Consider the following 5,585-nt stretch of genomic DNA (forward strand, 5'->3'; position numbering starts at 1 on the left):
CGACCCACGTAGGTGAGGAAGAAGTGGAGATTGCCATCCTCCATCGGGTAGTACTCCACGCCGGCGAAGTAGCCGAGGGCGGTGCGCTGCTTCGTGCCGTCAAACCACTTGTCCGTACCGCCGGCAGAGGCGGTCTCGTACATACCCTTGCCGAAGATATTCCAGCTGTCGGAGATGTGGTAATTGAGCTTCAGGACGAAGGAGTTGTACTCCACATTCTCCAGATCCTTGATGATCATCTTGCGATTGAGTCCCTCATTGGAGTACATCCAGTCGAAGTGACCGTCCACGGGACCGAAGTCGAAGTGGTTACCGAGGGCGACGTACATCATATTGTGCTCCTTGGACTGGCTCATGTAGGAGTAGGACCAGCGGGTGGTCCAGAAGTTTGGCACGATGGTACCATTCCAATTGAACGTGTAAACCAGAGGCACCTTCGTCTCCTCCACCTTATCGTACATGCCGGGGTAGGTGCTCTCGTAGCTGCCGTTGCGGGCATCGAGTACCTGGAACTGCAGCTGCTGTCCCGGGGTGAAGTCGTAGGCAAAGTTGGCTCCCGTGAGGAAGTTGCTCATGTACTCGATCATGTCGGAGTACTCGTAGATCTCAATAGGATTGAGGTCAAACTCGATACCACCGTAGGCGGCACACTGCTTACCGAGGAACATGGAGAACTTCTCCGTGGGTCGTACTCCGATACCGGCGATGTCGATCGAGGTGGGGAGGTTGTCGATGTTGCCGGAGCTGCCATTGGGGCGATTGATACGCTGCCTCCAGCGGTAGGAGAGCCAGGGAGTGATGTTTCCCTTAGCCTCTATGCGGAGCTGACGGGCGTAGAAATTAAGGCTATTGAAATTCTCCGAGTCCCAAGCGGCATCGAGAGAGGTATTCATATTGAGGAAAAGATTGAACTTATCCTGCTTGGCCTTCACGATACCCACCTGCTCAGCGAGAGAGGGCTCCGTGGTGTAGTGCTCCTGCTGTGCGGCGGCTGTGGCACCGAAAGCGGTGACGATCAGCCCGCAAGCGAGTAGTCTGAGTGTATTCTTAGACATAGGCGGGGGAGATTACATAAAGAGGTTGAAGTACTTCTGGATCTGCTGCCAGTCGGTCGTGGTCGTCAGGGAGAGCATCAGGAGGATGCGGGCCTTCTGGGGACTGAGAGACTGAGAGGCGATGAACTCGTACTTATTGTCGTCTACCTCAGCGTCGAGAGTGGTATTACCGGTCGGGACGCGGGAGGAGCGGACTACGAGGATCCCCTGCTCACGAGCCTTCTCCAGGACGGGGAAGACATTCTTGTGGATGTTGCCGTTGCCGAGACCGGCGTGGATCACACCCTTGTAACCACCATTGAGGATCGGGTCGAGCATATCAGCCTCGATATTGGAGTAGGCATAGACGATGCCCACCTTGGGGAGCTTCGTCAGGTTGCTCACGTCGAAGACGATGCGCTGTGCGGTCAGGCCGTAGCTCATATTGTAGTACACCTTGCCGCCGAAGACGTAGCCGATGGGGCCGCCGGTGGATGCCTGGAAGGTCTCTACGGAGGTGGTATTGGTCTTGGAGACGATCTGACCGGGGATCAAGATACCATTCATAGCGACCATAACGCCCTTGTCGGCAGAGGCCTTGTCGGCTGCAGCGACGACGGCGTTGTAGAGATTGAGCGGGCCATCAGCACTCATAGCGGTAGAGGAGCGCATAGCACCTACGAGGACGACGGGGCGCTTACTCTTCACCGTCAGGCTGAGCCAGAAGGCTGTCTCCTCCATGGTGTCAGTTCCGTGAGTGATGACGACAGCGTCAGCCTCGTTATTCTCAAAGATCTCATTGATCCTCTTGGAGAGGGTCAGCCATACATCGTCGGTCATATCCTGTGAGCCGATATTGACGATCTGCTCACCGGTTACCTCGGCGACCTCATTGACCTCAGGCACCGCATCGAGGAGTGTGCCGATGGCTACCTGACCGGCGGTGTAGTTGCTGCCGGTGGTGGAGGTACCTGCACCGGCGATCGTGCCACCGGTGGCGAGGATGTGGACATGAGGCTTCTGCGCCATCGCTGCCATGCAGAGGGTCATCATCAGTGCGAGGAGACCCAGACGAGATGTTAGTTGTTTCATAACTTTGAGTTTGTGTAAAGGGGTTATTAATAGATCTGTATGAGTAGCAAGCCTACGGCGATGGCAACACTTGTCGCCACCAGCCCGGGTATCATAAAGGAGTGATTCAGTAGGTACTTTCCGATCTTCGTCGTCCCCGTGCTGTCGAAGTTGATCGCTGCCACCACGGTCGGGTAATTGGGGAGGAAGAAGTAGCCATTCACAGCGGGGAAGAGCGCTATCAGCAGCATCGGTGAGATGCCGAGGGCGATGCCCAGCGGAGCTACGGCGCGGATCGTCGCCGCCTGGCTGAAGAGCAGGATGCTCATAAAGAAGAGGGCGAGCCCAAAGAGCCACGGCATCCTCGTCACTACGTCCTGCAGGCTGGTGGTGATCGCGTCGATATTACCATTGATAAAGGTATCTCCCATCCAGGCGATACCGAAGATGGCGATCACCGCCTGCATCCCGGCATTGAAGACAGACCCTTTCGTTGCCTTGATCCCGTCGGTCTTGGTGGCGAGGAGGATGATAGCTGCGGTGCTGAGCATAATCATCTCGATAGCCTCCGGCATGCCGAGCTTCACCGTCGTGCCATCGATGACGAAGTCCGGTCTCAGGGTGGGAATGGAGCCCAGGAGGACAATCGCAACCACAGCCACAAGGAAGAGGATCACGCTGAGGCGAGCCTTGAAGGGGGTCTTCGCATTGGGATCCATCTGGGAGAGGCGGGACGGCTCGATCAGTCCCTCGCTCATACGGCGGAGGTACTCGGGGTCCTCCTCCAGCTCCTTGCCCTTATGGAGACAGGTCAGCGCCCCCACAAAGACACCGACCAACGTCGCCGGGATACTCACCTTGAGGATGTCGATCAGGCTGATACCCGCCGGAGCGAGGAGGGCAAGGAGCGCCACCGTCGCCGCCGATATGGGGCTGGCGGTGATTGCCTGCTGGGAGGCGATGACGGAGATGGAGAGCGGTCGCTCCGGTCGGATCTTCGTCTCCCGCGCCACCTCGGAGATCACCGGTAGGAGGGAGTAGACGCCATGGCCGGTACCGGCGAGGAAGGTGAATAAGTAGCAGACGAAGGGGCTGTAAATCGTGATCTTGTCCGGATGACGGCGGAGAAACTTCTCTGCCACCTTGACGAGGAAGTCCAGACCTCCTGCTGCCTGCATACAGGAGACTGCAGAGATCACTGCGGCGATCATAAGCATTACATCGATAGGCGGCGAGGTGGGCATCAGACCAAATCCGAAGACCAGTATCGCCAGTCCTACACCTCCTGTCACACCGAGACCGATACCACCGAGACGGGCACCGACGACGATGGCTACCAGGATGAAAAACAGCTGGATAAGTAACATGTCGTGTCGTTCTATGGGTTTGCCGGCGCACTATCTCGTCAGCTTTATTGTCACAAATGTACCCAATGTCTCAAGAAATGCAAATTATGGGCCACTTCGGTAGGCGACTTCTTCCCATTCCCTCCCGCGAAGAGTCCTGCTTCCACACCCCTGGAGTTCCACCCCCTTGGGACTGGAGTCCCATCCCCTCGGGACTGGAGTCTCTCCCACAAGAGACTGCCCTGCGGGGAGACGGCGTAATCATAATAATTCGTAAGTTTGTAGGGAGCGTATGGAGGACCTCCTCCCCCTTTATCTATGAGTATCGAAGAGAGTAATCCTATAGACTACGAGATGGTGGTGCAGGCCGCCTTCGACAAGCTGCTGAGCGACTACCTCAGCTCCAATCATCGTAAGCATACGGAGCCGATCCAGAAGGCCTTTCGTCTGGCACGTGACGCCCACAAGGGGGTGAAGCGTCGGAGCGGGGAGCCCTACATCCTCCACCCGATCGCCGTCGCCTCCATCGCCTGCTCGGAGATGGGTCTCGGAAGCACCTCGATCACGGCGGCGCTGCTCCATGATGTGGTGGAGGACACGGAGTACACCGTGGAGGATATCCGGGATATGTTTGGCGACTCGATCGCTCGGATCGTGGACGGTCTGACGAAGCTCTCCGGAGAGATCCTCGTCGAGGTGATGACGGAGACCAATAACACCTCCGGTCAGCTGGAGAATATCCGTCGGCTCCTGGTGACGTCGACGCAGGACATCCGCATCCTCCTCGTCAAGATCGCTGATCGACTGCACAACATGCGCACTCTCGACAGCATGCCGGAGACGAAGCAGTCCAAGATCGCCGCAGAGACTCGACTATTCTACGCCCCACTGGCGGAGCGGCTCGGTATGTATGCGATCATGGAGGAGCTTCAGGATCTCTCGCTTCGGTACATTCACCCGGAGGAGTACCGCGAGGTGCACGATAAGATCTCACAGACCTATACGAGGCGGGAGGGGCTCTTCGACAAGTTTTACGAGATCATCAAGCCGGACCTCGATGCAACGGGGCTTACTTACGAGATACAGCACCGGATCAAGAGTACCTACTCGATCTGGAATAAAATGCAGGCAAAAGGTCTGCCGCTGGAGGAGATCTATGACGTCTTTGCGATACGTATCGTCTTTGAGCCGGAGACGGATCGCACGGAGTATGCCGACTGCTTCAGAATCTACCATGTACTCACATCCCACTTTGCTCTCAAGGATGACCGTACGCGTGACTGGCTGACTCACCCGAAGCCCAATGGCTACCGGGCGCTCCACATCACCGTGATGGGTCCGACGGGAGAGTGGGTCGAGGTGCAGATACGCTCCCGTCAGATGCATGAGATGGCGGAGCGGGGACTGGCGGCTCACTGGCGCTACAAGACCCACACCGCCGAGGAGGTGGATCCCGTGGAGGAGCAGATCCTGAGCAACGTCCACACGCTCCTTAATAATCCCGGCCCCAGTGCATCAGACGACTACGAGACGATGATGTACAAGTTTGCCAATCAGGACATGCTCATCTTCACCCGCAAGGGGGATCGGATACGCTGTCCTCAGGACTTCACTGTGCTCGACTTTGCCTACCAGCTCGATCCGGAGCTGGGACGGCGCTGCATCGGTGCGAAAGTGAATCATGAGATGGTCGGCATCTCGGCCAAGCTGCAGAATGGTGACCAGGTGGAGATCCTCACGACGGAAAATACGGAGCCCAAGGAGTCGTGGCTCCAGTACGCCACCAGCCCGACGACGAAGCGGTACATCACAGACTTCCTTCACCGGCAAGAGGCGGATCAGATCGAGGCGGGGCGTAAGGCCTTTGTCCGCTTTGCTGAGGGGCGGGGCTACGATCCGGAGCACGTACTGCCGGAGGATGAGCAGGCACCGGTACTCTCCTATCCCTCTCGAGATCAATTCTTCCTCGCAGTCAATCGTTACGAAGTGCGTATGGATCACGCACTGATGAAGCACCTGATCAAGGCGCGCAAGGAGGCGCGGACGAGGACCCAGGAGCCTACGGTGCAGCAGCGGGAGGACTCCGATGAGACCAAGGTGCCGACGGTAGACCCGGGGCGGATGAAGGAGATCT

4 protein-coding genes are annotated in these 5,585 nt (G+C 57.4%); 1 reads left to right on the forward strand and 3 read right to left on the reverse strand.

Features of this window, described 5'->3' with window-relative positions:
• From Q0F21_RS04945 to Q0F21_RS04955, 3 genes are all read right to left on the reverse strand, one after another.
• A partial coding sequence (locus Q0F21_RS04945) for a porin (protein WP_297237949.1) occupies nt 1-1,055 on the reverse strand: 1,055 nt, incomplete at its 3' end.
• 12 nt (nt 1,056-1,067) lie between these two features.
• Nucleotides 1,068-2,126 (reverse strand): L-asparaginase 2, encoded by a 1,059-nt coding sequence (gene ansB / locus Q0F21_RS04950; RefSeq protein ID WP_297237951.1) that lies wholly within the window; start codon nt 2,124-2,126, stop codon nt 1,068-1,070.
• A 26-nt stretch (nt 2,127-2,152) separates the two neighbouring features.
• A complete protein-coding gene (locus tag Q0F21_RS04955; protein ID WP_018107449.1) occupies nt 2,153-3,472 on the reverse strand; it encodes an anaerobic C4-dicarboxylate transporter in 1,320 nt (439 codons plus the stop codon).
• Between the two features lie 297 nt (nt 3,473-3,769).
• On the opposite strand from Q0F21_RS04955, the gene Q0F21_RS04960 reads away from it, so the two are divergent.
• A partial coding sequence (locus Q0F21_RS04960) for an HD domain-containing protein (RefSeq protein ID WP_297237954.1) occupies nt 3,770-5,585 on the forward strand: 1,816 nt, incomplete at its 3' end.

Origin of the sequence: uncultured Porphyromonas sp. (assembly GCF_934359325.1) — a bacterium.
Classification (GTDB): domain Bacteria; phylum Bacteroidota; class Bacteroidia; order Bacteroidales; family Porphyromonadaceae; genus Porphyromonas_A.